General features: G+C 72.7%; 28 protein-coding genes, 2 pseudogenes and 1 riboswitch. Of the genes and pseudogenes, 7 read left to right on the top strand and 23 right to left on the bottom strand.

The features are described 5' to 3' along the window. Positions 1-100: 100 nt before the first annotated feature. On the bottom strand, positions 101-1,120 hold the full coding sequence (locus ABD907_RS11295) for an LLM class flavin-dependent oxidoreductase (protein WP_345216354.1): 1,020 nt from the start codon (positions 1,118-1,120) through the stop codon (positions 101-103). Between the two features lie 103 nt (positions 1,121-1,223). Between ABD907_RS11295 and ABD907_RS11300 the strand changes: the two genes are divergently transcribed. Then, positions 1,224-1,784 carry an MOSC domain-containing protein gene (locus ABD907_RS11300; protein WP_425555755.1) on the top strand — a complete coding sequence of 187 codons (561 nt, stop codon included), beginning with the start codon at positions 1,224-1,226 and terminating at the stop codon, positions 1,782-1,784. Positions 1,785-1,849: 65 nt separating this feature from the next. On the opposite strand, the gene ABD907_RS11305 is transcribed toward ABD907_RS11300, so the two are convergent. Next, a complete protein-coding gene (locus tag ABD907_RS11305; protein WP_345216356.1) occupies positions 1,850-3,115 on the bottom strand; it encodes an RNA polymerase sigma factor in 1,266 nt (421 codons plus the stop codon). A 3-nt stretch (positions 3,116-3,118) separates the two neighbouring features. Then, entirely contained in the window at positions 3,119-3,556 is a 438-nt protein-coding gene (locus ABD907_RS11310) for a YciI family protein (protein WP_345216357.1), read from the bottom strand. Between the two features lie 545 nt (positions 3,557-4,101). On the opposite strand from ABD907_RS11310, the pseudogene ABD907_RS11315 reads away from it, so the two are divergent. Beyond that, positions 4,102-4,236 (top strand): annotated as a pseudogene (locus ABD907_RS11315) (DinB family protein); the annotation flags it as partial. A 62-nt stretch (positions 4,237-4,298) separates the two neighbouring features. Here ABD907_RS11315 and ABD907_RS11320 read toward each other — a convergent pair. Next, positions 4,299-5,132, bottom strand: coding sequence for a hypothetical protein (locus ABD907_RS11320; RefSeq protein WP_345216358.1), 834 nt, complete (start codon positions 5,130-5,132; stop codon positions 4,299-4,301). A 62-nt stretch (positions 5,133-5,194) separates the two neighbouring features. Here ABD907_RS11320 and ABD907_RS11325 point away from each other — a divergent pair, with 62 nt between their 5' ends. Together ABD907_RS11325 and ABD907_RS11330 are read left to right on the top strand one after the other, a co-directional pair. After that, the gene (locus tag ABD907_RS11325) at positions 5,195-5,653 is read left to right on the top strand and encodes a GNAT family N-acetyltransferase (protein ID WP_345216359.1); all 459 of its coding nucleotides are present in this window, start codon (positions 5,195-5,197) and stop codon (positions 5,651-5,653) included. Positions 5,654-5,747: 94 nt separating this feature from the next. Next, entirely contained in the window at positions 5,748-6,278 is a 531-nt protein-coding gene (locus ABD907_RS11330; RefSeq protein ID WP_345216360.1) for a ferritin, read from the top strand. A 12-nt stretch (positions 6,279-6,290) separates the two neighbouring features. Here ABD907_RS11330 and ABD907_RS11335 read toward each other — a convergent pair whose 3' ends face one another. After that, entirely contained in the window at positions 6,291-6,653 is a 363-nt protein-coding gene (locus ABD907_RS11335; RefSeq protein WP_345216361.1) for a VOC family protein, read from the bottom strand. A 221-nt stretch (positions 6,654-6,874) separates the two neighbouring features. Here ABD907_RS11335 and ABD907_RS11340 point away from each other — a divergent pair, with 221 nt between their 5' ends. Next, complete coding sequence (locus ABD907_RS11340; RefSeq protein ID WP_345216362.1) at positions 6,875-7,735, top strand: dioxygenase family protein; 861 nt, start codon at positions 6,875-6,877, stop codon at positions 7,733-7,735. Positions 7,736-7,747: 12 nt separating this feature from the next. On the opposite strand, the gene ABD907_RS11345 is transcribed toward ABD907_RS11340, so the two are convergent. Continuing rightward, positions 7,748-8,335 carry a biotin transporter BioY gene (locus ABD907_RS11345; RefSeq protein WP_345216363.1) on the bottom strand — a complete coding sequence of 196 codons (588 nt, stop codon included), beginning with the start codon at positions 8,333-8,335 and terminating at the stop codon, positions 7,748-7,750. Between the two features lie 327 nt (positions 8,336-8,662). On the opposite strand from ABD907_RS11345, the gene ABD907_RS11350 reads away from it, so the two are divergent. After that, the gene (locus ABD907_RS11350) at positions 8,663-9,016 is read left to right on the top strand and encodes an RNA polymerase-binding protein RbpA (protein ID WP_345216364.1); all 354 of its coding nucleotides are present in this window, start codon (positions 8,663-8,665) and stop codon (positions 9,014-9,016) included. 103 nt (positions 9,017-9,119) lie between these two features. Here the strand turns inward: ABD907_RS11350 and ABD907_RS11355 are convergent, their stop codons facing one another. The 13 genes and pseudogenes from ABD907_RS11355 to ribD all read right to left on the bottom strand — a co-directional run bounded on the left by ABD907_RS11355 (position 9,120) and on the right by ribD (position 22,371). Continuing rightward, positions 9,120-9,869 carry a polyprenol monophosphomannose synthase gene (locus ABD907_RS11355; RefSeq protein ID WP_345216365.1) on the bottom strand — a complete coding sequence of 250 codons (750 nt, stop codon included), beginning with the start codon at positions 9,867-9,869 and terminating at the stop codon, positions 9,120-9,122. Next, positions 9,866-11,656 (bottom strand): apolipoprotein N-acyltransferase, encoded by a 1,791-nt coding sequence (lnt, locus tag ABD907_RS11360; RefSeq protein ID WP_345216366.1) that lies wholly within the window; start codon positions 11,654-11,656, stop codon positions 9,866-9,868. Before lnt ends, ABD907_RS11355 begins: the two co-directional genes overlap by 4 nt. Before the next feature lie 345 nt (positions 11,657-12,001). After that, positions 12,002-14,872, bottom strand: coding sequence for a DEAD/DEAH box helicase (locus ABD907_RS11365; RefSeq protein WP_345216367.1), 2,871 nt, complete (start codon positions 14,870-14,872; stop codon positions 12,002-12,004). After that, positions 14,869-15,870, bottom strand: a complete 1,002-nt coding sequence (locus ABD907_RS11370) for a diacylglycerol/lipid kinase family protein (RefSeq protein WP_345216368.1) — start codon at positions 15,868-15,870, stop codon at positions 14,869-14,871. Before ABD907_RS11370 ends, ABD907_RS11365 begins: the two co-directional genes overlap by 4 nt. Positions 15,871-15,889: 19 nt before the next feature. Further along, positions 15,890-16,630, bottom strand: coding sequence for a twin-arginine translocase subunit TatC (gene tatC / locus ABD907_RS11375; protein ID WP_345216369.1), 741 nt, complete (start codon positions 16,628-16,630; stop codon positions 15,890-15,892). A gap of 51 nt (positions 16,631-16,681) precedes the next feature. Next, entirely contained in the window at positions 16,682-17,008 is a 327-nt protein-coding gene (gene tatA / locus ABD907_RS11380; RefSeq protein ID WP_345216370.1) for a twin-arginine translocase TatA/TatE family subunit, read from the bottom strand. An 89-nt stretch (positions 17,009-17,097) separates the two neighbouring features. Continuing rightward, positions 17,098-17,439, bottom strand: a complete 342-nt coding sequence (locus tag ABD907_RS11385) for a hypothetical protein (RefSeq protein ID WP_345216371.1) — start codon at positions 17,437-17,439, stop codon at positions 17,098-17,100. A gap of 5 nt (positions 17,440-17,444) precedes the next feature. Further along, positions 17,445-18,437 (bottom strand): helix-turn-helix transcriptional regulator, encoded by a 993-nt coding sequence (locus ABD907_RS11390; protein ID WP_345216372.1) that lies wholly within the window; start codon positions 18,435-18,437, stop codon positions 17,445-17,447. Continuing rightward, positions 18,430-19,497 carry a helix-turn-helix transcriptional regulator gene (locus ABD907_RS11395; RefSeq protein WP_345216373.1) on the bottom strand — a complete coding sequence of 356 codons (1,068 nt, stop codon included), beginning with the start codon at positions 19,495-19,497 and terminating at the stop codon, positions 18,430-18,432. Before ABD907_RS11395 ends, ABD907_RS11390 begins: the two co-directional genes overlap by 8 nt. A gap of 35 nt (positions 19,498-19,532) precedes the next feature. After that, positions 19,533-20,003 (bottom strand): 6,7-dimethyl-8-ribityllumazine synthase, encoded by a 471-nt coding sequence (gene ribH / locus ABD907_RS11400; RefSeq protein WP_345216374.1) that lies wholly within the window; start codon positions 20,001-20,003, stop codon positions 19,533-19,535. A gap of 44 nt (positions 20,004-20,047) precedes the next feature. Next, positions 20,048-20,701: pseudogene (ribB, locus tag ABD907_RS11405) on the bottom strand (3,4-dihydroxy-2-butanone-4-phosphate synthase); the annotation flags it as partial. Beyond that, a complete protein-coding gene (locus ABD907_RS11410; RefSeq protein ID WP_345216375.1) occupies positions 20,698-21,285 on the bottom strand; it encodes a riboflavin synthase in 588 nt (195 codons plus the stop codon). The gene ABD907_RS11410 and the pseudogene ribB, both read right to left, overlap by 4 nt. Next, entirely contained in the window at positions 21,286-22,371 is a 1,086-nt protein-coding gene (gene ribD, locus ABD907_RS11415; RefSeq protein WP_345216376.1) for a bifunctional diaminohydroxyphosphoribosylaminopyrimidine deaminase/5-amino-6-(5-phosphoribosylamino)uracil reductase RibD, read from the bottom strand. It lies immediately after the preceding gene. 82 nt (positions 22,372-22,453) lie between these two features. Further along, positions 22,454-22,583, bottom strand: a riboswitch (FMN riboswitch). A 93-nt stretch (positions 22,584-22,676) separates the two neighbouring features. Here ribD and ABD907_RS11420 point away from each other — a divergent pair. Next, complete coding sequence (locus tag ABD907_RS11420) at positions 22,677-23,825, top strand: DUF3866 family protein (RefSeq protein WP_345216377.1); 1,149 nt, start codon at positions 22,677-22,679, stop codon at positions 23,823-23,825. Positions 23,826-23,832: 7 nt separating this feature from the next. Here the strand turns inward: ABD907_RS11420 and ABD907_RS11425 are convergent, their stop codons facing one another. From ABD907_RS11425 to ABD907_RS11440, 4 genes are read right to left on the bottom strand one after another with little or no spacing between them, the layout of a single operon-like run. Further along, on the bottom strand, positions 23,833-24,291 hold the full coding sequence (locus tag ABD907_RS11425) for a PH domain-containing protein (protein WP_345216378.1): 459 nt from the start codon (positions 24,289-24,291) through the stop codon (positions 23,833-23,835). 3 nt (positions 24,292-24,294) lie between these two features. Then, positions 24,295-25,137 (bottom strand): ATP phosphoribosyltransferase, encoded by an 843-nt coding sequence (hisG, locus tag ABD907_RS11430; RefSeq protein ID WP_345216379.1) that lies wholly within the window; start codon positions 25,135-25,137, stop codon positions 24,295-24,297. Positions 25,138-25,183: 46 nt separating this feature from the next. After that, on the bottom strand, positions 25,184-25,447 hold the full coding sequence (locus ABD907_RS11435; protein ID WP_345216380.1) for a phosphoribosyl-ATP diphosphatase: 264 nt from the start codon (positions 25,445-25,447) through the stop codon (positions 25,184-25,186). Between the two features lie 10 nt (positions 25,448-25,457). Beyond that, complete coding sequence (locus ABD907_RS11440; RefSeq protein ID WP_345216381.1) at positions 25,458-26,507, bottom strand: ABC transporter substrate-binding protein; 1,050 nt, start codon at positions 26,505-26,507, stop codon at positions 25,458-25,460.

Below are 26,507 nucleotides of genomic sequence, written 5' to 3' on the forward strand. Positions count from 1 at the left end.
CGCGGGTGCACCCGTCAGAGTCCTCGGTCCGTAACGGGTTCGGTCGCTGGATCGGCCGAGCGAGCGGCGTCCCGCGTCGGCGTCAGCGTCAGCGTCAGCGTCAGCGCCAGCCGAGCTCCGGCGCGACGTGGCGCACGATGCTGTCGAGCACGTGGGCGTTGTAGTCCACGCCGAGCTGGTTCGGCAGGGTGAGCACCAGCGTGTCGGCCGCGGCGATGGCCTCGTCCTGGGCGAGGTCAGCCACGAGCTTGTCCGGCTCACCGGCGTAGGTCTTGCCGAAACGGGCGCGGCCGTCCTCGAGCACACCGACCTGGTCCTGGCTGCCGGTCTCGGCGCCGAAGTAGGCCCGGTCGGTGTCGTTGACGATCGGGAAGATGCTGCGGCTCACCGACACCCGCGGCTCCCGCTCGTGCCCCTCGTCGGCCCACGCGTCGCGGAAGCGCTGGATCTGCTCGGCCTGCAGCTGGTGGAACGGCACTCCGGTGTCCTCGGTCAACAACGTCGAGCTCATGAGGTTCATGCCCTGCCGGCCGGTCCACTCCGCCGTCCCGCGCGATCCGGCTCCCCACCAGATCCGGTCCTGCAGACCCGGCGAGTGCGGCTCGATCCGCAGCAGTCCCGGCGGGTTGGGGAACATCGGCCGCGGGTTGGGCTCGGCGAAGCCCTGGCCCTCGATGACCTTCCGGAAGACCTCGGTGTGGTCACGCGCCATGTCGGCGTCGCTCGAACCCTCCTGCGGCACATAGCCGAAGTACTTGTAGCCCTCGATCACCTGCTCGGGCGAGCCGCGGCTGATGCCCAGCTGAAGCCGGCCCCCGGCGATGAGGTCGGCCGATCCGGCGTCCTCTGCCATGTAGAGAGGGTTCTCGTAGCGCATGTCGATCACGCCCGTGCCGATCTCGATGCGGCTCGTGCGAGCACCGACCGCTGCGAGCAGCGGGAACGGTGAGGAGAGCTGGCGCGCGAAGTGGTGCACCCGGAAGTAGGCGCCGTCCGCGCCGACCTCCTCCGCGGCCACGGCCAGCTCGATCGACTGCAGCAGCGCGTCGGAAGCGGACCGCACCTGCGAGGCGGGCGACGGCGTCCAGTGGCCGAAGGACAGGAATCCGATCTTCTTCACACCAGGGACAACCCCGACACCGCGCAGGCATTCCCGGACGGCGCCACGACGTGCCACGACGAGCCCGCACCGCCGTTCGCGTGCGCGATGCTCTCCCGGGATGATGGCCTGCCATGATGGCGTGGTGCCCGCCTCAGTCGTCGCCGTCCACGTCAGTGAGACGCACTCGTTCAGCAAGTCGAGCAGGGAAGCGATCACGCTGCTCGAAGGCCAGGGCGTCGAGGGTGACGCCCACTGCGGCACCACGGTCAAGCACCGCTCGAGGGTGGCGGCCGACCCGTCCCAGCCGAACCTGCGGCAGGTGCACCTGATCCACGGCGAGCTCTTCTCGGAGCTGGCCGCCGCCGGGTACGAGGTGAGCCCGGGCCAGCTGGGCGAGAACATCACCACCGACGGCCTGGACCTCCTGGACCTGCCGGTGGGCACGCGCCTGACGATCGGCACCGCCGTGGTGGCGTTGACCGGCCTGCGCAACCCGTGCCAGCAGATCAACGACTTCCGTCCCGGGCTGCTGAAGCAGGTGCTCCGCAAGGGCGCCGATGGCGAGGTCGAGCGACTCACCGGCGTCATGTGCGTCGTCGCCCGCAGCGGGACGGTGCGGCCGGGCGACTCGGTCGCCGTCGAGCTGCCGCCCGAGCCCCACCACCGGCTCACCCGGGTGTGACGAGCTCGACGACGACGCCCAGCAGCTGGCTCGTTCGGGGACCTGAGCCCACGACGTCGGGGTAGTCAGCGCGCCGGCTGCATCTGCCGGGCGAGGGCGTCCGCCATCCGGGTACGCAGCAGGTCGTGCTCGTGGCGCGTGGGCGCCAGGTCGGCGGCACGCTCCAGCTCCTCGGCGGCCTCGGCGTACCGGCCGAGGCGTAGCAGCACGTCGGCACGTACCGCACCCAGCAGGTGGTACCGGGCGAGTCGTTTGTCGTCACGGATCTGGTCGACGGCGTCCAGGGCCGCCTCGGGGCCGTCGGCGTGCAGGAGTGCCACGGCCCGGTTGAGATCGATCACCGGTGAGGGCGTGAGCTGGGCGAGGGCGTCGTACAGCGCGACGACGGCATCCCAGTCCGTCGCGGCGAAGGTGCGCGCCCGGGCGTGACACGCCGCGATGGCCGCCTGGATCGTATACGGGCCGAGCGGGCGACGCAGGTCCGTCGCACCGTTGAGCATGCGCAGGCCGTGCGCGATGAGGGTGCGGTCCCAGCGGTTGCGGTCCTGGTCCTCGAGCAGGACGGGTGCACCGTCGGGGTCGGTGCGGGCGCCGAACCGTGAGGCCTGCAGCTCCATGAGCGCCACCAGACCGAGCACCTCCGGCTCCCTCGGCAGCAGCCCGGCGAGCACCCGCCCGAGCCGCATCGCCTCCTCGGCGAGCTCTCGGCGCACCCAGCTCTCGCCGGAGGTCGCCGCGTAGCCCTCGTTGAAGATCAGGTACACCACCTCCAGCACCCCGCCGAGCCGCGCCGGCAGCTCGTCCGCCGCGGGCGTCTCGAACGGCACCTTCGCCTCGGCAAGGGTCCGTTTTGCCCGCGATATCCGCTGGCCCACGCTGGGTGAGGGCACCAGGTACGCGCGGGCGATCTCGTCCGTGGTGAGGCCGCCGAGCAGCCGCAGCGTGAGGGCGACGCGTGACTCTCGGGGCAGCACGGGGTGGCAGGCGGTGAAGACCAGGGCGAGCAGGTCGTCGTCGATGGCCTCCAGCGCCTCGTCGGCGGGGTCGGCGACCTGGTCGCGCTCGATCTCGGGTATCAGCTGGGCGTACTTGCGGCGCAGGTTCTCCTCTCGCCGGATCCGGTCGACCGCCTTGTGCCGGGCGGTGGTCATCAACCAACCGCCCGGCCGTGGCGGGATGCCCGTGGTGGGCCAGGCCTCCAGCGCGGCGACGAAGGCCTCGGCGGCGAGGTCCTCGGCCAGACCCACGTCGCGGACCAGCCGGGTCAGCGATGCGACCAGCCGTGGCGACTCCATCCGCCAGACGGCGTCGAGGCTGCGCTGGATGTCCATGGCTCAGGGGTGCCCGTGCTGTGCCTCGATCTGGTCGGCGAGGGCCCGTTCCTTCTCCTTCAGCTCGGGCGTCAGCGCGTCGCCGAAGTCCTCCTCCTCGAACAGGGGCCGGATCTCGAGGACCTGGCGTCCGTACTGCGCGTCGGAGGGGCACCGCTTCGCCCACTCGACCGCCTCCTCCAGGCTCTTGACCTGCCACAGCCAGTAGCCGGCTATGACCTCCTTCGACTCGGTGAAGGGACCGTCGACGACGGACGTCTCACCGGCGTCGAAGACCACCCTGGCTCCGTTGCTGCTCGGCCTGAGCCCGTCGCCACCGACCATGACGCCCGCCTTGACGAGCTCCTCGTTGTAGGCGTTCATCTGCTCGAACATCTCGGTGGTCGGGGTGATCTTGTCCTCGTCGGCTCCGGCGCCCTCGATCATCACCATGACGCGCATCGCTCTGTTCCTCCCGTCGGGGCCGCCCCGGATGAGCGACCGTCATCCCTTCTTCGAACGACGGGCGCCCTTTTCGACGGACCCGCCACGATTCGTGCGAGACGTCGTCCAGCATGCCTCGTCGGTGATGTGCCCAGCGGCCGACGTCCCACCGCCTGCAGGACGTCCTGCGACAGATCCTGGCAGGCGCCGCGGCGCCGCGGAAGGGTCAGCCTACGAGTCGGCCTCGGTCGGTCCGCCTGTCCAGGTCCGCAGACCTGGACAGATCCCGAGGGTGCGTTCCAGCTCCCGTCGGTCGTCGGCCGGCAGGGTGCAGATTTGGCTGGCATCCGGAGCCGCTCACGGGCTAGGTTCCGGCAAGCTGGCACGCACCGCCTGGAGGACGCATGAGCACCGAACTCTGTGAGCCACCGTCGGCGTCTCGACGATGACGCTCGGCGGGATCCTCAAGCACCTCACCTGGGTGGAGGACTTCTGGTTCTCGGTGCGCCTGCACGGACACGACCCGCACGTCGGGTGGACCGACGTCGACTGGGACGCGGACCCTGACTGGGGAGTGGACCTCCGCGGCGCGCGACACCCCGGATCAGCTCCGTGCGGAGTGGTCGGCGGCGACCGAGCGTTCGCGGACCCTGGTCGAACGAGCGCTCGACGACGGCGGCCTCGGCCAGCTGGCGAAGCGCCCCTGGGCGGACGGCCGGTCGCCGAGCCTGCGGTGGATCCTCGTCCACATTGTCGCAGCTCAGAACCCCAGGATGGTCGGCGACGTACCGCTCGGCGATACCTCGCCTGCGGCGGCACACACCCGTTCCACCGCCGCCCGGTACGGCGTCAACGCCTCGTGCCCCGCGCCGCCGAGCAGGTCGGTGGCCATCCTGAAGAGCAGGGCCCGCAGGAGGTGCTGCGAGAACTCCGGGTCGTCGTCAAGCTGCTCCGGGAGGTCGAGCGGGGCGCCCGCGAAGCAGACCGCGTCGACGGCCACGACCGCGGTGCCGTACGGGACGGGTCGCCAGTACAGGCTCAGGTCGATCAGGGCCGGCGGGAGCTCCGGGTGGAAGAGGACGTTCCCGGTCAGGTCGCCATGGACGATGCCCGACGACGCGTGGAGGGCGCTCCGTCGCGCCACCAGTGCCGCGATCGAGGGTTCGTCACGCAGGCCGGACGGGTCGGCCTCGCCCCAGGCGAAGCGGTCGGCGACCGCCCACGGGTCCGTCCGCGCGTCAAGGAAACCGGGGCGGTCGAGGCCGGCGGTGAGGCGTGCGAACCGCCGGCCGACGGCGGCCACGTCACGCCACCTCCCGGGCTCGTGCCGGCCGGCCAGGAAGGGGAACGCGCACCAGCCGTCGACCTCCAGCCGCCCGGTGCGGCTGCGCCGGGGCAGACCGAGGCGCAGGTCGGTGCCATCGGCACGCGGCCGGAGGACCGTGTCGAGCCAGACCAGCGCGTCGGCGGGCATGTCCACCGGCTTGAGCACCAGGTCGGCCGCGCGCCAGGCGACGTCCTGACCGCCGCGGAGCCTGGTCGGCGCGGCCGAAGCGACGCCGAACGCGGCAAGGACCTGGGCAGAGGGAGGCACCGTCCGAGGGTAGGGCCCTGCGAGCCGGCTGGAGCGCCCACCGTGCGATTACGCTGCGTGGCATGCGGATCATGCTCGACGACCTGACGTCCCCGGCCGTGCAGGCGCTGATCTCCGACCACCTCGCCGACATGCGCGCCACGAGTCCGCCCGAGAGCATCCACGCGCTCGCGCCGGAGCAGATCCTCCAGGACGGCGTGACGTTCTGGACCGTCTGGGACGGCGACCGCCTCGCCGGCAGCGGCGCGCTCAAGGCTCTGGGTGACCATGAGGCGGAGATCAAGGCGATGCGCACGGCCGAAGACCGACGAGGCCAGGGGGTCGGTGGGCTGATGCTGGACCACCTGGTCACGCAGGCCCGGACGCGAGGGCATCGTCGTCTCAGCCTGGAGACCGGGTCGCAAGCGTTCTTTGCCCCGGCGCGGCGCCTGTACGCGAGGTACGGCTTCGTCGAGTGCCCGCCGTTCGGTGACTACGTCGAGGATCCGAACAGCGTCTTCATGACCCTCGAGCTCACGTGACCCCAGCCGGGCCGCCCACGTGGAACGATGAACGCACCACCACCGAGCGGGATGTGGGCGACCACGCCCCTCGCACGAGCAGAAGAGGATCGTCATGCCTGCGGAGCGCTTCGTCACCCAGCTGAACGAGCAGATCGGCAACGAGTTCGCCGCCCATCAGCAGTATCTGGCCGCGGCGGTCTACTACGACGCCCTCACCATGCCGCAGACGGCGGGGTTCTTCTATCGCCAGGCCATGGAGGAGCGCGGGCACGGGATGATGATGATCCGCTACCTCCTCGACCAGGGTGAGCCGGCCGCCATCCCCGGGATCGCGGCGCCCGTGACCGATTTCGCCGACGTCGTCGCGCCCATCGAGCTCGCGCTGGAGCAGGAGAAGCGGGTCACGGAGCAGATCAACCAGCTCACGAAGACGGCGCGCGAGGAGTCCGACTTCGCCTCCGACCAGTTCATGCAGTGGTTCATCAAGGAGCAGGTCGAAGAGGTCGCCACCATGGGCGACCTGCTCATGGTGGCGGGTCGGTCGAGGGACAACGTCGCCTTCATCGAGGACTACATCCTGCGGGAGCAGCAGGACGAGGCGGCAGACCCGACCGCGCCGCCGGAGGCCGGCGCCGAAGCCTGACGCGAGGCTCGCTCAGCCCCAGCAGAGGCAGAACGGGTGTCCCGCCGGGTCGGCGTACACCTGGAAGCCCGACGGCGCGTCGACGTCCTCGGCCGCCTGGAGCAGCCGCGCGCCGAGCGCCATCACCTCGTCGTGCGACCCACGGACGTCCGTGACGTAGAGGTCCAAGTGGATCTGCTGCGGCGTGCCGTCCGGCCACTCGGGTGGGACGTGGTCCGGCGCCAGCTGGACCGCGAGGCGCGGCTCGCCGTCGACGGTGACCGTGTACCAGTCGTCGTCGGCTTCGACGGTCCCGCCGAGCAGCCCTGCCCAGAAGTCTGATTCCGCGGCGATGTCGGCCGCGTCGAACACGATGAGCTCGCGCGTGATCTCCATCGCGTCATCGTGGCACGGCGGACCCACACCGGCTCGTCGGACACCGAGCGTGCCCACACGGTAAGCACGCGAACCACGTGAAGTAGGGAAAGCAGGGCAAGCACAATGTAGCCCTGAATTCGGCGACCCGCTGTCACGCCCAGGAAACCGGAAGGCTGTTCTCAGGTGGCTCCCATCTTTGCTGCCTAGCGTCCGTTCCAGGAATGGAACGGAGGTCCGTCATGACCACCACGGCGACCAGGCCCACGTACGAGGGCCGACCGCTCCCCCGGCCCGACGAAGAGGTCGTCGACCAGGGGCTCGGCTTCGACATCTCGACCCTGCTCGCCCGCCGTCAGGTTCTGGAGGCGCTCGGCAGCATCTCCGGCTTCCGGGCGGCCAATGGCGCTTCCGCCGACCCGTTCTCGACGGCCGACGGCGAGGTCCTCGACGAGACCGCAGGCCCCTCCGGCGCCGGCTCGCACGGACACGACCTCCTCGCGCGCAGCGGCATCGTCCGCGCCGACATCCGCTCGAGCCTCGGACCCGCCGGCGGCACGGCCGAGGGAGTGCCCATGGAGCTCGAGCTCACGGTGATCGACCTGGCGTCCGGCGGCGCGCCCTTGGCAGGTGCGGCCGTCTACGTCTGGCACTGCGACCGCTCGGGCGGCTACTCGATGTACTCGACGGGGATCGCCACGGAGGACTATCTGCGGGGCGTGCAGGTCGCGGACGCAGACGGAGCCGTGCGGTTCACGAGCATCGTGCCGGCCTGCTACGCCGGGCGCTGGCCGCACATCCACTTCGAGGTCTATCGCGACGAGGCGAGCGTCACCGACGTCGCCAACGTCGTCGCCGGCTCACCGGTGGCGCTGCCCCAAGACATGTGCCACGCCGTCTTCGCCGAACCGGGCTACGAGCAGTCCGTCACGAACCTCACGCACGTCACCCTCGGCACCGACAACGTGTACAGGGACGACGGCGGGGCGAGCCGGCCGGCCATGGTCTCCGGCGACGTGGACACCGGCTACCACGTGTCGCTGGCGGTGGGCGTCGCCGTCACGTCCACCGCCACCGGCGCCGGCGCGCCGCGATCGCGCTGAGCCTGCTGACCCTCAGCGGCGGTCGCCGAGCAGGCGCCAGGCGCCCGGGAGCAGCAGGGCGGCTCCGACGGCCTTGACCGCGTCGCCGATCAGGAACGGGACGACGCCGATGGCAAGCGCCTCGACCATCCCGACGCCGGTAAAGGCCATCAGCCACGCCACACCCGGCAGGTAGATCACCGCCGTCGCGGCGATCGCCGCCGCCGCCGTGCGCGCAACGGAACGGTCCGCGCCACGACGGGCCAGGTGGCCGAGCAGCGCCGCCGCCGGCAGGTAGCCGAGCGCGTACCCGAAGGAGGCCAGCGCCCAGCCGCTCGCACCGTCGGCGAACACGGGCGCGCCCGCCACTCCCACGGCGAGCAGCAGCGCCACGCTCAGCGCCGCACGGACCGGGCCGAGGGCCGCGCCGACGAGCAGCACCGCGAACGTGCCGAGGGTCAGCGGCACCGGGGTGAACGGCAGCGGGACGGCCAGCTGGCCGATGCCGGCGACCAGGCCGGCACCGGTGACGACGAGGGCCGCGTCACGCACGCGGGCACCGGGCAGGACGTCGGCGAGGACATGGCGGCGGACCGGTGGTGAGGCTGCGGTGGCGGACACGTTTCTCCTTGGATCAGCTTCGGCGGACAAGGTCGGCGGGCAAGGTCGGCGGGCAGGTTCGGCAGCGCAGCCAGGGAAAGGACATGCCGCGCACTGAAGGTACCCGCCCCAGCATGCCGCACCCCAACGCGCCGCCGAGTGGCGCCTCCGGCCAACCCGGTGGCCGTTTCGTTAGACGGAGGTCACAATTTTGGGCAGGGAACGCTGGAACACCGGCAAGTGTCCGCTCGTTGTACTCGTCGGAAACACCAGCGGGTGGTGTGCCTGTACGGCACCCACGTTCCGAACGGCACGCGCCTGACGGACCAACGAGCGAGGGAGATGCTCATGGCGGAACGCTCATTACGCGGCATGAAGATCGGCGCCAACAGCATGGAGTCGGAAGAGGGCGTCGACCTGGCCCCCCGGATGCGCGCGGACTTCAGCTGCCCGGACGGGCACAGCTTCAGCCTGCCGTTCTCGGTCGACGCCGAGCTGCCCCCGGTCTGGGAGTGCAAGGTCTGCGGCAAGGAGGCGCTCCTGCGTGATGCCACCAAGCCGGACCCGAAGAAGCCGGTGAAGCCGCCGCGCACCCACTGGGACATGCTCCTGGAGCGGCGTTCGATCCCTGAGCTCGAGTCCCTTCTCGAGGAGCGGCTCGAGATGCTGCGCAGCGGCGAGCTTCGCCGCCGCAGCGCCTGACCGCCCCAAACCGACTTCACGGCCCGCCCGGTGCTACCGGGCGGGCCGTTCCGTCGTGCTGGCGGGCCGTTTCCGTCGTACGGATCGGCATCCGGCCGGCGACTCACCTGCGTAGCAGGCCGGCCAGCTGCCGGCCCCGATAGGCCAACCCCCACGCGGTGGTCCGCACCAGCGCCTCGACGACGATCGCGCGGCTCATCTTCGACCGCCCTTCGGCGCGCTCGACGAAGGTGATGGGGACCTCGACGGCGAGCCCGCCCGAGCGTTGCACGCGCCAAGCCATGTCGACCTGGAAGCAGTAACCCTGGGACTCGATGTCCTCCAGCGGTAGACGAGCGAGCGTGTCGGCTCGGAAGACCCGGAAGCCACTCGTGGCGTCCCGGACGGTCAGGCCGAGGACCAGGCGGACCCAGACGTTGCCGCCGCGGGAGAGCAGCTCGCGATGGCCCGGCCAGTTGATCACCTCTCCCCCACGCACCCATCGCGAGCCGAGCACCAGGTCCGGGCGGTCGAGCTCCGCAGAACGGGCGAGCAGCCGGGGCAGATCCTCCGGACGGTGCGAGCCGTCCGCGTCCATCTCCACCACGGCCTCGTACCCGCGTTCCAGCGCCCAGCCGAACCCGTCGACGTACGCGCGGCCCAGACCCTCCTTCCCGGCCCGGTGCAGCACGTTCACCGCCGCGTCCTCACGAGCCGCGTCGTCGGCGATCCGGCCCGTGCCGTCCGGGCTGGCGTCGTCGATCACGAGCAGGTCCACGTCGGGCACCGCCGCCCGGGTCCGGCGCAGCACGTCCGGAAGGGCGTCCCGCTCGTTGTAGGTGGGGATGAGCACCACCGTCCGCACGCCGGTCACCGGCGCCGGCCCCGGGACCCCGACGTCTTCGTGCGCGGAGCCGGGGAGCTGGCCTTCGGGCGCGAGCCGCCACCGCGCGAACCACGGCCGGCGGCCTTGCCCCGTGAGCCGGCGCCGCGCGAGCTGGATCCGCGGGACGGCTTGCCCGACGGACCCCTGCGTGAGCCGCCGGAACGCTTGCCGCCCGAGGACCCACCCGTCCGAGCGCCTCCCCCGCCGGGTCCGGCGCGGCGCAGCGATCCCACGACCCCGGCGAGCACGCCGAGGGCGGCGAGCGCACCCGTCACCAGTGCCGGCCACTGGCCGAGCCGGTCGGCGAGCGTCAGCGAGGTCCGCAGGGGCATGGTCTCCACCATCTGCTCGGCCGTCCACAGCTCGGTGGTGTCCGTGTACACCCCGTTGGGCGTGATGATGCCGCTGACACCCACGGTGGAGACCTGGGCGACCGCCCGCCCGTGCTCGACGGCGCGGAACCGGGACATCGCCAGCTGCTGCGTCGACTCCTGCGTCATCCCGAACGACGCGTTGTTCGTCGGGATGACGATCAGCTCCCCGCCGGCGACGACCGACTCACGGATGAGCTGGTCGTAGGCCACCTCGAAGCAGATGCCGACGCTGATCGGGACGGCACGGTCCATGCGCTCGACCGGCACCTTCAGCAGACCCATCTCGTCCCCGGCGACCATGTCGACGGTGATCAGATCGACGGCCTCGGTGAACGTCCGGAAGAAGTCCCGGTGCGGCATGTACTCCCCGAAGGGCACCGGGTGCTGCTTGGCGTAGACGAGGTCCTCGGCCGCTCCACTGCCGGCCTGCCAAAGGATCAGCTCGTTGTACCGGACTCGCTGCTCCGGGTCCTCGGGATCCTGCAGATACCGCTGGGTGCCCAGCAGGATGGGGGCCTCGACGGCGCGAGCCGCCTGGTCGACGATCTGAGCGACGTCGGGGTCGGTGCGCGGGTCGATGTCGGCCGAGCTCTCGGGCCACAGCACGAGATCGAGCTCGCCCGGCGCGACCTCCTCCAGGAGCGCCTCGGTGCCGGCGGCGTGGTTGGCGGTGACATCGCGGGCCTGATACGTGGCGTCGGCTCCCGCCTCGGGCACACCGCCCTGCACGGCACCCACCCGCAGGCTGCCGCTCTCCGGCTGCGTGTCGAGCGGGATGAGCCACGGCCCGAACGTGCAGGCGGCCGCCACGAGGACCATGGCACTGGCGCCACCGACCTGCAGGCGACGCAGCCGCGTCACGGCGTGCGCCAGCGCCGCTCCGATGACGACGACGACGCCGCTGACGGCCACCGTCGAGCCCACGGAGGCCAGCCGCAACAACGGCGCCTCGGTCTGCGAGAACGCGAGCAGACCCCACGGGAAACCCTCGAAAGGCCATCGTGCCCGCAGCTGCTCCGCCGCCACCCACAGGACGGCGACGGCGAGCACCTGGGCCCACGGGCGCCCACGGATCGACGGAGCGCGGCGGACCAGCACGGCCGCGGCACCGAAGCAGCCCACCACGGCCGCCTCCGCGAGCGACAGCGCCACCCACCCGATCGGCTCGCCCACGGCATGGTTCGCCCACCACAGGTGCGGCAGGAAGAAGCCGAGACCCCACACCCAGCCGACGAACCAGCCCCACGGGACGGAGTCGCGGCGCAGCGCGAGCAGCAGGAGCGCGATCCCCACGTAGGCCATCGGCCACCATGACTTGCCCGGGAACGCGGTATCCGTGGCGAGGCCCCCGGCGGCGGCGAGCAGCAGCGTCCACGAACGGGACGGGACGGTAGGGGGCACCACGTGAGTTTAGGAGATACGACAGGCCCGCGTGCCCCTCGGTCCGGATGGCTGCCCGAGGGCGAACCAGCCGTTATCTAACGAGCACGCGGGCCTTGTCACTGTTGATCCCGCAGAACCGGTCCGAGCACAACAGCGAACCGTCTTCGATGCCGGCCGGCGGGGGAAACAGGTAACGAACGTAGCGCTGGTGACGCCCCATCGACAACCCTTCGATCGTGCAGGTCATCGGCGTACCGGCTGGTCAGCGCGGAGTCACGGATCGTGGCGAGGCGCAGGTCACCGGCGTGTCGCAGGGCGTGTCGTGGCCAGTGTGACTGGGTGTGGTCTCGGCGGTCACGCACGTCACACGCTGGACCAGGCGACGACCCCGCGACGCACCAGCCCCATCGCCTCGTGTGCGCGGACGGCGAGACCGGCGCTGGGGGCGGCGACCGAGAGCTGGTCCAGCACGTCGAGGATCTGCTTGCACCAGCGCACGAAGTCCCCAGCCCCGAGCTCGGCGACGTCGAGGGCGTCGCTGAGTCGTGCACCGGTGGCCCACACGTGGACGGCGGAGACGAGACCGGGATCCACGGGTGCCGTCACCGAGACGCCGTGCAGGCGTTCGAGCTCGGAGAGGTCGTTGGAGAGGCTCACGGTGGCGGACAACGCCTGCCCGAGCATGCCGTGACGACCACCCGGCAGGGCACCGACCCCGCCGGCCTCCGGCGAGCGTGCCTCGTACACCACGGTGGACACGACCGCCGCGAGCTCCGCGGCCGAGAGCTCGTCCCAGGCACCGGAGCGCAGGCACTCGGCGAGCAGCAGGTCCTTCTCGGCGTAGACCCGCCCGAGCCATTTCCCGGCCTCGGTCACGACGGTGCGGTCGTCCTCCTCGGCGAGGTAGCCGAGCTCGGCCAGCACGGCGCACACCTTGTCGAAGTCCTGGGCGATGGTGCCGGTGCGCTTCTCGATCCGGGCGAGCAGGTTCTCGTGCTCGGTCTTGGCCTTCTCCCACCGGTTCGCCCACCGGGCGTGGTCCTCGCGCTCGGCGCACCCGTGGCAGGGATGGGCGCGGATCTGCCGGCGCAGCTCGGTGATGTCGGCGTCGGGTCCTGAGGGCCCCGACCCGCCGCTCCGGGGGGACGGCCCCTTACTCATCGTCAGGCGCCCCTCGGCGAGGGCGTTGCGCAGGGTGGAGGCGAGGTCGCGGCGCTGGGCCGGGTTGCGCGGGTTGAGGTTCTTGGGCACACGCACCCGGCCGACGTTCTCGACACCGTGCGGCACCTCCGCCGAGGTCAGCGTGCGCAGCTGGCGCTCGTCGGTCAGGACCTCGAGCTGAGGCCCCTCCAGGATCTCGGTGGCCTGCAGGACGACGGCGTGCGCGGTCCGCCGGCCTCGGCGGTACGCCACGACGTCGCCGCGGCGCAGCCCGGCAAGCGTGCCGCGTGCGGCGCGCCGCCGGTCGGCCGCGTGCTCCTTCGAGGCGTCCGCCTCCCGCTCCTTGAGGCGGCGTCGCAGCTCGGCGTACTCGGTGAAGTCGCCGAGGTGGCACTGCATGGCCTCGGAGTACCCCTCGACCGCCTCGGCGTGCCGGCGTGCCTGGCGGGCGAGCCCCACCACGCCGCGGTCGGCCTGGAACTGGGCGAAGGAGGACTCGAGGACCTCGCGGGCACTGGTCCGCGACATCGTGCCGAGGAGGTTGACCGCCATGTTGTAGGTCGGCTGGAACGCCGAGCGCAGCGGGTAGGTGCGCCGCGACGCCAGCCCCGCGACCGCGACGGGGTCGATCTCGTCGCTGTAGAGCACGACGGCGTGGCCCTCGACGTCGATGCCGCGCCGGCCGGCCCGACCGGTGAGCTGGGTGTACTCCCCCGGCGTCAGCTGGACGTGGGCGCTGCCGTTCCACTTGACGAGCTGCTCGAGCACCACGGACCGCGCGGGCATGTTGATGCCCAGCGCCAGGGTCTCGGTGGCGTACACGACCTTGACGAGACCAGCGGTGAACAGCTCCTCGACCGCCTCCTTGAACACGGGCAGCAGCCCGGCGTGGTGGGCGGCGACGCCCCGCTCGAGGGCCAGGGACCAGGTGTCGTAGTCCAGGACGGCCAGATCCTCCGGCGGGATGCCGGCCACCGCGCGCTCCGCGATCTCGCGGATGCGGCGCTGCTCGGCCGCGGTGGTGAGGCGGATGCCCGAGCGGGCCAGCTGCTGGACGGCAGCCTCGCAGCCGGCCCGGGAGAACACGAACACGATGGCGGGCAGCAGCCCGTCCCGGTCCAGCCGCTCGACGACGACCGGGCGTGGCGCGGGCCGTATCCGCGCCGAGTAGCGCGGGTTCCCTCCCCGGCCGTGCCGACCGGCCTGGTGGCGGGACCGGCCGCCGTGACCACCGCGGCCGCCGCCGCGCCGCCCCGACCCGCGTCCGGTGCCGGCGTGCCCGCGTCCGCGGCCGGGCGAGTCCTTGGCCGAACCGGTGCGCTGGGCGCCGCGGATCGCGTCGAGCAGGTCGGGGTTGAGCGGCGGGTCGGGCCCCACGTCGGTCGGGTCCACGTGGGCGCTGTAGAGGTCGTGCAGCCGGCTGCCCACCATCATGTGCTGCCACAGCGGTACCGGCCGCGTCTCGGTCACCACCACCTCGGTGTTCCCGCGAACCAGGGTGAGCCACTCGCCGAACTCCTCGGCGTTGGACACCGTCGCGGACAGGGAGACGACCTGGACGCTCGGGTCGAGGTGGATGATCACCTCTTCCCAGACCGGCCCGCGGAACCGGTCGGCCAGGTAGTGCACCTCGTCCATGACGACGAAGCCCAGCCCCTGGAGCGTGTCCGAGCCGGCGTACAGCATGTTCCGGAGCACCTCGGTGGTCATGACGACGACGGGCGCGTTGCCGTTGATCGAGGTGTCGCCGGTGAGCAGACCGACGTGGTCGCGGCCGTGCACGGCGACCAGGTCGAGATACTTCTGGTTGCTCAGCGCCTTGATCGGCGTCGTGTAGAACGCCTTGCGGCCGGTCACCAGCCCCAGGTGGACCGCGAACTCGCCCACCACCGTCTTGCCCGCCCCGGTCGGGGCAGCGACGAGGACCCCGTGGCCGGACTCGACGGCCTCGCAGGCCTGCACCTGGAAGGCGTCCAGCTCGAAGCCGAGCCGCTCGCGGAAGGCCGTGAACTCCGTGGCCTCCGCCTGTTTTCGGCGGCGGAATGCTGCATAGCGTTCAGCCGGCGAGCTCATGCCCCGAGCGTACGTGCCAGCACCCCGATCGCACGTGGGTGCAGGTCGCACTGGAGCGGCAGCTCGGCCAGCGGCTCGCCGTCCGCGAAGGCCATGGGCGGCATGGTGCCGAGCGCGGGCAACGGCTCGATGAGGACGGAGCGTGCGCGGCGTACGTGCACGGCCGGGTGCGACACGTGGGTGCCGCGGTAGACCTTGGGGAAGACGCTCATGAGCTGGCCGCGGGTCAGGCCTTCGGCGTGGACCACCTCGAGCAGCCCGTCGTCGGGCACGGCGTCGGGCGCGATGCGCATCCCACCGCCGAAGCACCGGGTGTTGGCGACGGCGACGAGTGTGCCGGCGGACTCCCAGACCTCGCCGTCCATGGTGACCCGGTACCCGAACGGCCGGAACGTGCGCAGCTCGGCGAGGAGCGCACGGACGTACCGGGCGCCGCCCGGCGGCCACGACATGGCGTTCGTGCGGGCGTTGACGGCGGCGTCGATGCCGCAGGACAGCACGGCGAGGTACCAGTGGTCGACGGCGCCGCCGGGCCGGGAGACGGCCACGGCGTCGAGCATCCGGACACCCTCGCCGTCGGGCCCGCGTCCGCGGTTGCGGCGCGCGGCGAGACCTTCCCGGATGACGGCGAGGGACGCAGGCACGTCGTGCACGGGCAGCCCGAGGTCGCGGGCGATGTCGTTGCCGGAACCGGCGGAGACGATGCCGAGCGGCACACCGGTCCCCGCCACGGCGTTGACACCGGCGTGCACCATGCCGTCGCCGCCGACGACGACCAGCGCGTCCAGCCCCAGCGTCAGGCCGGTGCGCGCCCGCGCGGTGGCACCGGGCAGGTCGGTGCCGGAGAGGTCGTGGACGGTGAACCCGTCGGCGGCCAGGCCGTCGAACACCTTCTCGCGGACCTTCAGGCCACGGCCCTTGCCGGACGTCGGGTTGAGCACGACGCCGACACGACCGGCCGCTCCGGGCGCGGCCGGGCCACGCACCGGTTCCCTCACGTCGTTACCAGCCGGTCGCCTACTCGTCCGCCGCGGTCTCGGCGGTCGCCGTGGCCTTGCGACGGTCGGCGCCCCGGTCGTGCAGGAAGCAGACGCCGACGGCCAGGAAGAACAGCGCCGAGAGGGACCCGCCCATGATGATCATGGACCACACGTCCGGGAGTGGGTTGGCGATCGCCGTGAACGCGAACGCGGCAACCACGGCCCAGCGCCAGGCCTGGAGGAACGTCGCGGCGCGGACCACGCCGAGGAAGTTGAGGCCCACCATGGCCTCGGGAAGCAGGAACGCGACCCCGAAGAAGAGGATGACCTTGGTGAAGAACGCGAAGTACTCGCGCGCCGTGAACAGGTTGGCGCCGCCCTCCGGCGTGAAAGAGGCGAGCATCTCGACCGCGTGCGGCAGAACCCACCACGCAAGTGCTCCGCCACCGACGAAGAGCAACGCCCCCGCGCCGGCGAACGCCATGGAGTAGAGGCGTTCGCTGCGGGTCAGGCCCGGGGTGACGAACATCCACAGCTGAGCGATCCACCACGGGCAGCTGAGGAACACCCCGAGGAGCAGCGCGACCTGGATCTGCAGATCGAACGCCTGGCCGACCGTGGTGAAGTTCAGGTCTCCACCAACGTGGTTGACCGGTGCCGCGATCTGCTCGAACAGCAGCGGGTAGAGGATCCAGCCACCGATGGCGCCGACGACGATGCCGGCACCGGCGAGCATGATGCGCTTGCGCAGCTCACGGAGGTGCTGACCGAGAGGCATGCGCCCGTCGGGATTGGCCTTCCGTGGCGGGGCGCTCGTGGCGCCCACCTCTCAGGACTTCGGCGGCGTGCTCGCCGTCGGGTGCTCGGCGGCACCTGACGCGCCGGAGGACGTCCGGTCGGAGTCTGGGGGCCGCTGGTCGTACGTCCCGTTGCCCTGCTGCGGGGGCTGCCCGCCGGTGGCGGTGTAGGAGCTGGTGGCGCCCGACTCGCCGCTGACGTCGGTGTCGTCGCGGAGCTCCTTGACCTCCTTCTTGAACACCTTGAGCGACTTGCCGATGTTCTCGGCGATGGAGGGCAGCTTGGTCGCACCGAAGATCAGGACGATCACCAGCACCAGGATGAGGATGTGCGTTGGCTGCAGGCCGTTGCGGAGCATCGATCCACCTTCGGTCGTGAGAGGTCGTACTACGAGGATAACGCCATTGACCAGTAGACCTGGTCCGTTCTCACCAGGCTACCGGCCCGTCAAGCCTTCTGGTCGACCAGACCGACCGATCGCCAGCGCGTCACGGCCCGTGCCAGGCGCGCGCCCCGGGCCTCGTCCCGCTCGGCCGCCACCCGCTCACGCGTCGCCCGGGCGGCCGCCAGGGTGGCCGCGTCCCGCACCGGACCGGGCAGGTACGTGGTCTGCGCGCTTCGGTGCCGGCCATGCTCGCCCACGGACGCCGTGCCCAGCCGTTCCAGGGCGCGCGAGAGCTCGCGCATCTCGCGGCCGATCGCCTTCGACCGCCGCCACAGGTTCAGGGCGAGCAGCACGAGCGCACCGGCCGCCGCGAGCACGAGCATCACCCACAGGACCCACCACACACCGCTCAGCGTAGGTGGTCGTACTCCTCGATCGCCCGGCGCGCACGGCCGGCGACCTCGCGGGCGAGCTCCGACGGGGAGACGGCGAGGACGGAGTCACCGAGGGAGAGCAGCAGGTTGGTGACCCAAGCCTGGTCCCAGACCCGCAGGACCACTCGGTACGTCCCGCCGGGCAGGTCCCCGACGTTCTCGACGGGGACGTACTCGCTCACCCACCGCGCGGTCGAGGCCAGCTCCAGGGTGACGAGCCGGCCCTCGCTGCCGAACCGGGGGGTCTCCCACTCCAGGTCGGGGTGCCGCTCGGCGGGGGTGTCCAGCTCGACGATCTCGAGGATGCGGTCGAGCCGGAACGTCCGGGCGCCGAGCGCGCGGCGGCACCATGCGCGCAGCGCCCACGTCACGCCGTCGGAGTGGACCTCGACCGGGTCGACGTCACGCTCGGTGACGACATCGGCCGCCGAGACGTACCGCAGGTGCAGCCGGTGGCCACGTTCGATGGCGCCGCGGACGGTCGCCAGCCGTGACGCCACCGCCGCGGCCTCCCCGGTGGTGGCCTCCTGTCGCACGCGCACCTGGACGGAGGCGGCCTGCTCGGCAGCCCTCCCGGTGGCGCTGCTGAGCTTGTCGATGGCGGAGGCGAGAGCGCCCGGCTCCCGCTCCAGGCCGGGCTGGTCGGTCATCAGCTCGCGCAGCGAGCGCAGCGCCAGCAGCAGGGCGAGCGCCTCGGAGCTGGACAACCGCAGCGGCCGGTCCATGCCGCGCGCCTCGGTCAGCGTGAGGACGCCGTGGTCGAGCGCGTCCGCCGAGAAGTCGATGAGGTCGTCGTGCAGGTACCCCGGCGTGCCGGTGACCCACAGCAGGTTGACGTCGGCGAGGACCTGCGCCTCCGTGATGCCGAAGTGCTCGGCGACCTGACGCACGGCGGCGCCCGGGTGCTCGCTGAGGTAGGCCACCAGTGCCAGCAGGCGGGTGAGTCTTTCCGCGATGGGCTCAGCCATCGTGCTCCTCCCCCATCCTCGGACCGGCCGTGTCGATATCGGGGTCGACGTCCGGGTCGACGACGTCCGGGTCGACGTCGAGCGCAGCCACGGCCCGCAGGCGCCGCAGGACCGCGTCGCGCAGCTCGGGAGGGTCGAGCACCAGCACGGAGCCCGCGTAGGCAGCGATCTCCTCGGCCACGAGCTCGGCGTCGGCGTACGGGAGGTCCACGATGTCGCGGTCCGCCAGCGGGCCCTCGTTCTCCGGGCTCTCCGTCGGCGGCTCCGCGACCGTCGCCCGGGCCCGCAGGGCGGCGGCACGGCCGGAGAGCACCGCCAGGCGTGCGGTGCCGGGCCGCGGCGAGGCGACGGCGACCAGTCCGGCGACGTCGACGTCGTCGGGGACCTCGAACGCACCCCTGGGTCCGGTGGCCCGGACCCGGCCCTGGATCCGGGAGAGTCTGAAGGCTCGGGGCGCGGCCCGGTCGACGTCGTGGCCGACGAGGTACCAGCCTCGACCGCTGCTCAGCAGGCGCCACGGCTGGACGGTGCGGCGCGTGACCTGGCCGGTGCTGGCCGCGCGGTAGGTGAAGGTGACGACTCGGCGGTCGTCGACGGCGTCGAGGATCGGCGCGAACGCGGCCTCGGGGCCGCGCACCCGCAGGGCGAGACCGGCGTGCGCGCCCGGCTCCGGGGCGGGCCCCACAGCACGCAGCTTCGTGACGCCGCGGCGGGCGGAGGAACGCAGGGTGGCGTCCTGCCACAACTCGGCGGCCAGGGAGAGGACGCCGACCTCGGCGGGGGTGAACGAGACGGGCGGCAGCGCGTAGCCGGCCGGGTCCACGCGGTAGCCGACGTCGTCGTCGTGGACGGGGTCGTGCTCGACCACCAGCGGGACGCCCATCTCCCGCAGGAGGTCCTTGTCGCGCTCGAACATCCGCTCGAAGGAGGTGTCGCTGGTGGCGTCGGCGTAGCCGTGCACGCGCGCCCTGATCTCCTGCTTGGTCATCCAGCGGCGGGTGTGCGACAGCGCGATGACGAGATCGAGCAGCCGTTCCGCCGCCTCCACACGCTGAGCCACCCCACCACGCTAGCTGGCGTGGCGACCCCCCGGTCTCAGGCGCGCAGGTCGCGGAGCGCGACGGCGGTCGCCATGGCCGCCTCGGCGGCCTCCGCGCCCTTGTCCTCAGTGGATCCGGCGAGCCCGGCGCGCGCGAGCGCCTGGGCCTCGTCGTCGACTGTCAGCACGCCGAAACCGACGGGCACGCCGGTGATCACGGCCACCTGGGTGAGCCCGTCGGTGGCCGCCCGGCAGACGTAGTCGAAGTGCGGGGTCTCGCCGCGCACGACCACGCCGAGGGCGACGACGGCGTCCGCACCCGCGCGGGCGGCGGCCGCGGCGGCGACCGGCAGCTCGAAGGAGCCGGGCACCCGCACCACCTGCGCCGTCGCTTCGGCACGGGCGAGGGCACGCTCGGCACCGGCGAGGAGGCCGTCCATCACCGTGGCGTGCCACTGCGCGGCGACGACGGCGACCCGCAGGCCCGTCCCGTCCGCCGTCGTCCGTGGTGCTCCGGTACCGCTCATGAGGCTTCTCCTGTCTGGTGGGCGTGCGGCTGGTGGGTGTGCGGCTCGTGGGTGTGCAGCCAGCCGGCGAGGTCGGCGACCGTGATGAGCGCGAGACCGTCGCGGGCGGCGAGCCGTTCGGCGTCCGAGTGGCGCATCATCGTGCCGTCGTCGTTGGTGAGTTCGGCGATGCCGGCCACCTCTCCGGTGCCGGCGAGACGGCACAGGTCCACGGCGGCCTCGGTGTGGCCGGCCCGCCGCCGGACGCCGCCGTCCACGGCGCGCAGCGGGACCACGTGGCCGGGACGGATCAGGTCGGCCGGTCCGGCGTCGGGCGCGGCGAGGGCACGCAGGGTGCGGGCGCGGTCGGCGGCCGAGATACCGGTGCCGACACCGTCGGCCGCGTCGACGGTCACCGTGTAGGCGGTGCGCCGGGGGTCCTGGCTCGCGGGCACCATGAGCGGCAGCTCGAGGGCGTCGGCGCGGCCGGCCGGCATCGGCGCGCAGAGGTAACCCGAGGTGTGGCGCACCGTCCAGGCGACCCACTCGGCCGTGGCCGTGGCGGCGTCGAGGACCACGTCGACCTCGTCCTCGCGGTCGTGATCGTCGGCGACGAGCACCGGCCGCCCTCGGCGCAGCTCGCCGAGTGCCTCGGCGACCGCCGCGGTCCGCGCCTCGGCGTGCGTCCCGGTCCGACCGTGCGTGTGTGCCGCCGTCATGCCGTCACCAGCCGCTCGACGTACTTCGCGACCACGTCGACCTCGACGTTCACCGGGTCGCCGACGGCGAGGGAGTCCAACGTCGTCGCCGCCAGGGTGCTCGGGATCAACGACACACCGAACCGGGCGCCGTCGACCAGGGCGACGGTGAGCGAGACGCCCTCGACGGCGACCGAGCCCTTCTCGGCCACGTACCTGGCGAGCGGGCCGGGCAGGTCGAGGTCGACGTCGTCCCAGCGGGCGCCCGGTGCGCGGGCCGCGACGGTGGCGACGCCGTCGACGTGCCCCTGGACGATGTGCCCGCCGAGCCGTCCGCCGGCCTGGACCGCGCGCTCGAGGTTGACGCGGGTGCCCGAGGCGAGCCGGCCGAGCGTGGTGCGGGCGAGGGTCTCGGGCACGACGTCGGCGGTGAAGCCGCGCGCGTCGTGGCCGGTGACGGTGAGGCACACGCCGGCGACGGCCACCGAGTCGCCGACGCGCAGCTCCTCGGTGACGGTGGTGGCGTCGATCCGGAGGACGCCGGTGCCGCCGGTGTCCTGCCGGCCGCCGACGGTGCCCACCTCCTCGACGAGTCCGGTGAACATCTACTGCGCTCCCTCCGGTCGGGCGATCAGGAACAGGTCGTCACCGAGGCGCTGGGTGCTGACGGTGCGCCAACGCAGCGCGTCGGTGATCGTGGTAACGCCGAGGTCGCGGACCGCGGCGGTGCCGCCGCCGACCAGCACCGGTGCGACGTAGGCGTGCAGCTCGTCGACCAGGCCGGCCCGCAGGGCGGCGCCGAGCAGGGTGGGGCCGCCCTCGAGCAGCACGTGGCGTGCCCCGAACCCGTACAGCTCCTCCAGGACCGCGGTGAGGTCGTGGGTGCGCACGTGGTGCCACTGCCCCGGCCCCCGGCGGAGCCGGGCGGCCGGCGGCACGTCCCGCTCGCCGACGACGACGCGAAGCGGCTGCTCCGCGAGCGGCCCGTCCGCGTCGCGTGCGGTCAGCGCGGGGTCGTCGGCGGCGACCGTGCCGGTGCCCACGACGACGGCATCGGTGTCGGCACGGACGGAGTGGGCATGGGCACGCGAAGCCGGGCCGGTGATCCATCGGCTGGTGCCGTCGGCGGCGGCCACGCGGCCATCGAGGCTGGTGGCGGTCTTGGCGACGAGCCAGGGCCGGCGACGACGTACGGCGGCGGCCCACGAACGGGTGAGCTCCTCGGCACGTGCGGTGGCGGCCGGGGCGATGCCGGCGTCCGCGCTCGTCAGGGCCTCGACGCCGACCGAACGGAGCCAGGCCGCCCCGCCGGCCGCCGTCTCGTCCGGGTCGGCGACGGCGTGCACGACGCGGGTCACACCCGCGTCGTGCAGGGCCTGGGAGCACGGTGGCGTGCGGCCGTGGTGGTGGCACGGCTCGAGGGTGAGGACCGCGGTGGCACCGGACAGCTCGGCCCGCCGCGACGCCGGGACGGCGCTCAGGGCGACGGCCTCGGCGTGCGGGCTGCCCGCGCCGAGGTGGAGGCCTTCCCCGAGGACCGCGCCGGTGGGATCCAGCAGGACGCAGCCGACCCGCGGGTTGCCCCCGGCGATCGGGCCCCGCTCGGCGAGCTCGACGGCCCGGTCCAGCGCGTGACCTTCGGCGCGCGCACGCACGGTGCTGGTGGTGGTGGTGACGGTGCTCGTGACCACGGCGGCCCTCCTGCCTCTCGGCACGGCAGCCGGGTGGGAGGGGTCGCGGCGACGCATGGCACCGACGGCTGTCGCCGGCGCCACGTGCTTCCTCCCATCCGGACTCTCACCGTCGGTCCCGGAGTTCCACCAGGTCCACCGTCCGCCCTGTCGGGCGGCCGGGTCGCGGACTGTCACCGCCGGCTCGGAATTTCACCGACCCCGGAGCACGTGCTTGCTCTGCGGCGATGATGCCACAGCGAGTCGGCAGGTGGGGCGTCGCTCGGCCGCTCGGTGCGGTGTTCCCCGCCGGTACCGTGGCGCCCGTGATGATCTGGCGGGACGGGGTGGTGCGCGCCCGAGGCGCGTCGTGGGGGCAGGCGGTCGGGCTCGAGGTCGAGGTCACGGCCGTGCCGGACGCGGACCGGCCGGATGGTGCCGTGCCGGCCGGGACGCACCTGAACGCGCTGGCCTACGTCCCCGTGGTCGGTGACCCGCAGGTCGGCGACCGCGTGCTGCTCTCCGCGGCCACGCTCGCGCGCGGGCTCGGCACGGGCGGCTGGGCCATGGTCGTCGCGCTCCCCGACCGGCTGCCGGCGGACCCGCCGGTCGGTCCGGGTCACCTGGTCAAGGCGCGGTACACACCTCTGCAGACGATGGTGCTCGGCGTCGACGAGCAGGAGTCCGAGCACCACGAGCTGCTGCGGGACGCCGACAGCATCGACGGCATGCCCGTCGTGGTCGCGGACCTGCACTCGGCGCTGCCGGCCGTGATCGCCGGCGTGCGGTCCGTGGACCCGGGCCTGCGGGTGGCTTACGTCATGACGGACGGTGGAGCCCTGCCCGCGTGGTTCTCCCGCGCGCTCACGGGGCTGCGCCAGTCGGGATGGCTGGGCGGCTCGGTCACGGTCGGGCAGGCCTTCGGCGGCGACCTGGAGTGCGTCAACCTCCACACCGGGCTGCTGGCGTGCCGCCTGGTCCTCGACGCCGACGTCACCGTCGTCGCGCAGGGACCGGGCAACCTCGGCACGGGCACCCGGTGGGGGTTCTCCGGGACCAGCTGCGGGGAGGCGGTCAACGCCGCGGCGACCCTCGGCGGGCGCCCGGTGGCCTCGCTCCGGGTCTCCGGCGCCGACCCTCGCGAGCGGCACCGGGGCGTGAGCCACCACTCGCTCACCGCGTACGGGCGCGTCGCCCTGGCACCGGCGGACGTCGTGGTGCCGAGCTTCGACGGTGGTGACATGGAGCCTCGGCTCCCGGCCGGGTTCGGGGCCCGTGTCCGCGACGAGGCGGAGCCGCTGGGTGCGCCGTCGGGCATCCACCGGCTCGTGCCGGTCTCGACCGGCGGGCTGGACGATCAGCTCCGCGCCAGCCCGGTGCGGCTCTCGACGATGGGTCGCGGCCTCGAGGAGGACCCGGCCGCGTTCCTGGCGGCCGCGGCGGCCGGCCGCCACGCGGCGCAGCTGGTCCCCTGACGGGGCGCTACCTCTCGCGGGGCTCGTGCAGCGCGACCAGGGTCGCTAGGCGGCGGGCCTCGTGCTGCCCGCGCTCGCCGTCGGCGCGCTGGACGGCCATGACGGCCAGGGTGTCGCCGTCGGAGAGGTCGAGGTGGACCCACGGGTCACCGGACCCGAAGTTCACCGCAACGATCTGTGCCCACTCGACCTCTCGCGTGCTGATGAGGTTGCGCACGACCAGGCCCCGGTGGTGCGGGTGGGCCGCGACTGCTCCCTGCCGGTACAGGAACCAGCAGATCCCGGCGGCGAGGGTGAGGGTGGCGACCTGGTCGCCGACGCCGAACCCGCTGTTCGCCGTCCGCGGGAGGCCGATGACGAGCGCCAGCCCCCCGGCGACCGTGAGCGCCCCGAGGGCCAGGGCGACCGCGCGCGCCGACCTCGGCCGGAAGGACGCGTGCAGGTCACCGTCGGTGGACGACGCCACCGATCAGATCCGGCACGCGTGGATGGAGGTGACGAGGATCGCCCGCGCGCCGACCTCGTACAGCTCGTCCATCACCCGGTTCGTGGCCTCCGTGCGGACCATGGAGCGCACGGCGTACGACTCGCCGTTGTGCAGCGGGGAGACCGTGGGCGACTCGAAGCCGGGGGTGACCCGCACGGCGTCCTCGAGCTTGTCGGCCGGGACGTCGTAGTCGACGAGCACGTACCCGCGGGCGACCAGCACGCCCTGCAGGCGCCGGTCCAGGACGGTCAGGCCGTTGTTCGTGTCCGCGGTGGTGGAGCGGATGAGGACCGCCTCCGACTCGAGGATCGGCTCCCCGAAGGTCTCCAGGCCCGCGGAGCGCAGTGTGCTGCCCGTCTCGACCACGTCCGCGACGACGTCGGCGATGCCGAGGCGCACCGAGGACTCGACGGCGCCGTCGAGGTGGACCACGTGCGCCTCGATGCCCCGCTCGCGCAGATAACCGGCCACGAGCACGTCATAGCTCGTGGCGACCCGCTTGCCCGCGATGTCCTCCACGGAGCTGACCTCGCCGGACGGCGCCGCGAACCGGAACGTCGAGCGCGCGAACCCGAGCGGCCGGTGCTCCACCGCCTCCACGCCCGAATCGAGCAGCAGGTCCCGGCCGGTGATGCCGACGTCGACGGTGCCGGACCCGACGTACACGGCGATGTCCCGGGGCCGGAGGAAGAAGAACTCGACGTCGTTGTCCGGGTCGGGGAGGACGAGCTCGCGTCCGCGGCGTTGCCGGTAGCCCGCCTCGGCGAGCATGTCGGTGGCGGGTTGGGACAGCGAACCCTTGTTGGGCACGGCGATACGCAGCACGGGGGCTCCTGCGGAACTGGTTGGTCGGGCGGTCCGGGGCGGTGGGTCAGAGGTGGCGGTAGACGTCCTGGAGGCTGAGCCCGCGGGCGATCATCATCACCTGCAGGTGGTACAGCAGCTGGGAGATCTCCTCGGCGGCGGCCTCGTCGGACTCGTGCTCGGCGGCCATCCAGACCTCGGCGGCCTCCTCGACCACCTTCTTGCCGATGGTGTGGATCCCGGCGTCGAGCTCCGCGACGGTCCCCGATCCCTCGGGCCGGGTGGTGGCCTTGTGCTGGAGCTCGGAGAAGAGCCCCTCGAACGACTTCACGCGGGCCAGCCTAATCGCTCGGCGTGACGCCCGACGGCAGGTACTCGTCCGTCCAGGCCTGGCCCGCCGGGACCGGCTGGGTCAGAAGCCCGTGGTCGGCCATGAGGTCGGCCATCGCCGCCCAGGTCTCGGCGTCCTGGGTGCCCAACTCGCCGTCGTCGCCGTACAGCGGGACGGTGGCCTCGATCGTGGCGAGCGCGGCGGCACGCTGGTCGGGCCGGTTCAGGTCCGGGACGTGCTCGGCGCTCAGCTCGACGGCCCGGTCGGGGTCGTCGATGACGTCCTGGACGCCGCGGAGCGTGGCCTCGACCATGGCGGCCACGGCCTCCGGGTCCTGCTCCGCCGTGGAGTCGAGCACGCCGAGGCCGATGCCCACGAGCGGAGTCTCGCCGTCCGTGACCGGGATGGTGCGCACCGGCAGGTCGGCCGCCTCGAACCGGACGGCGTCGTTGTTGACGAAACCCATGACGGCGTCGACGTGACCGGCGGTCAGCGCCGCCTGCTGCGTGTAGCCGATGTGCTCGACGGTGACGTCGTCCTCGGTCAGCCCGGCGTCGGCGAGAAGCGCGAGAAGGCCGAAGTACGTCTCGCCGTACGGCCCGGGGATGCCGACGGTGTTGCCCCGCAGGTCGCCGGCGGTCTCGATGTCGCTGTCGGCGGGGACGATCGCGGCCACCGGGTACTCCTGGTAGAGCGTCGCGACGTCGAGCAGCGGGATGCCGGAGCTGCGAGCCTGGAGCATCTCGTCGCCACCGGCCACGACGACGTCCTCGCGGCCGGACTCCACGGCGGTGAACAGGCCCTCGCTGCTGCCGTGGTGGCGCAGGGTGACGTCTAGGCCGGCGTCGGCGTAGTAGCCCTGCTCCGCGGCGACGTAGAACGGCGCGAACTGGACGTTCGGCGTGTAGGTCAGGCCGATGGTCAGCTCGGTGGGGGTTTCGGACCCGCCGGACTGCGCCGTCGGGCCGTCACCCTCCTGATCGCCCTCGGGAGCGGAGCAGGCGGCGAGCCCGAGGGCGGCGGCAGCGGTCGCCGCGACGGCGGCGTGACGAAGGTTCAC

It is taken from the genome of Georgenia halophila, assembly GCF_039541595.1.

Excerpts from the sequence above, each read along its gene's own strand:
- ABD907_RS11300 (WP_425555755.1), top strand. The coding sequence starts at position 1,224 with ATGGCCTGCCATGATGGCGTGGTGCCCGCCTCAGTCGTCGCCGTCCAC.
- ABD907_RS11305 (WP_345216356.1), bottom strand. The coding sequence starts at position 3,115 with ATGGACATCCAGCGCAGCCTCGACGCCGTCTGGCGGATGGAGTCGCCA.
- ABD907_RS11310 (WP_345216357.1), bottom strand. The coding sequence starts at position 3,556 with ATGCGCGTCATGGTGATGATCGAGGGCGCCGGAGCCGACGAGGACAAG.
- ABD907_RS11325 (WP_345216359.1), top strand. The coding sequence starts at position 5,195 with ATGCGGATCATGCTCGACGACCTGACGTCCCCGGCCGTGCAGGCGCTG.
- ABD907_RS11330 (WP_345216360.1), top strand. The coding sequence starts at position 5,748 with ATGCCTGCGGAGCGCTTCGTCACCCAGCTGAACGAGCAGATCGGCAAC.
- ABD907_RS11335 (WP_345216361.1), bottom strand. The coding sequence starts at position 6,653 with ATGGAGATCACGCGCGAGCTCATCGTGTTCGACGCGGCCGACATCGCC.
- ABD907_RS11340 (WP_345216362.1), top strand. The coding sequence starts at position 6,875 with ATGACCACCACGGCGACCAGGCCCACGTACGAGGGCCGACCGCTCCCC.
- ABD907_RS11350 (WP_345216364.1), top strand. The coding sequence starts at position 8,663 with ATGGCGGAACGCTCATTACGCGGCATGAAGATCGGCGCCAACAGCATG.
- ABD907_RS11365 (WP_345216367.1), bottom strand. The coding sequence starts at position 14,872 with ATGAGCTCGCCGGCTGAACGCTATGCAGCATTCCGCCGCCGAAAACAG.
- tatC (WP_345216369.1), bottom strand. The coding sequence starts at position 16,630 with ATGCCTCTCGGTCAGCACCTCCGTGAGCTGCGCAAGCGCATCATGCTC.
- tatA (WP_345216370.1), bottom strand. The coding sequence starts at position 17,008 with ATGCTCCGCAACGGCCTGCAGCCAACGCACATCCTCATCCTGGTGCTG.
- ABD907_RS11390 (WP_345216372.1), bottom strand. The coding sequence starts at position 18,437 with ATGGCTGAGCCCATCGCGGAAAGACTCACCCGCCTGCTGGCACTGGTG.
- ribH (WP_345216374.1), bottom strand. The coding sequence starts at position 20,003 with ATGAGCGGTACCGGAGCACCACGGACGACGGCGGACGGGACGGGCCTG.
- ABD907_RS11410 (WP_345216375.1), bottom strand. The coding sequence starts at position 21,285 with ATGTTCACCGGACTCGTCGAGGAGGTGGGCACCGTCGGCGGCCGGCAG.